The 543-nt window shown below is 36.8% G+C and carries 1 protein-coding gene; it reads right to left on the bottom strand.

Annotated elements, in window-relative coordinates; translation table 11 throughout:
- Nucleotides 1-543 (bottom strand): transposase (locus tag ETC02_RS16910; protein WP_171698470.1); only part of this gene is annotated, 543 nt, incomplete at both ends.

Raw genomic sequence — 543 nt, 5'->3', positions numbered from 1 at the left:
GCCATGTTTCCGCATAGCCAATGACAAGTTTGCCAATTTGATTTTCAATACAGTAGTTAATGATGTAACGGCAAGTCTTGTTGATATAATCATTCACTTTATTATTGCGATTCATAGCAAGCAAAGCTTGTTTACGAGTGGTGCCTTTGATTTTTTGCTTATCTTTAATGCTTTGAAGTCTGGCATTTTCTTTGTTAAACCATTGATTAATACTTTTTAATCTCCGCCCATCAATGATGAACGATCTGCCGTCTGATGTGACACAAGTGGCAAGATTATTCACTCCTAAATCAATCGCCAGTGCTTTTTGGTCATTTAATTCTCTTTGATCTTCAGGCATTTCATATTTGTACTGAATCTCAAAGAACCTGGCATGATGTTTAGGAATGATTTCAATCTGCTTAATCTTTTTGTCAAGTAACACAGGCGGAATCGTTATCGTGATAGGCTTGTGAGTCTTTTTAAATAGGCGAGAATACGGTATCGTGAATTTGTTGCCGTCTATACGAATCTGGCCAATGATCAGTGAATGAAAGCCATCTT

The sequence above is a fragment of the Geobacillus sp. DSP4a genome, assembly GCF_013096875.1.
Taxonomy (GTDB): Bacteria; Bacillota; Bacilli; order Bacillales; family Anoxybacillaceae; genus Geobacillus; species Geobacillus thermophilus.
Note: the sequence above shows the minus strand (reverse complement) of the source record. Positions and strands in the feature narration are given on the sequence as shown.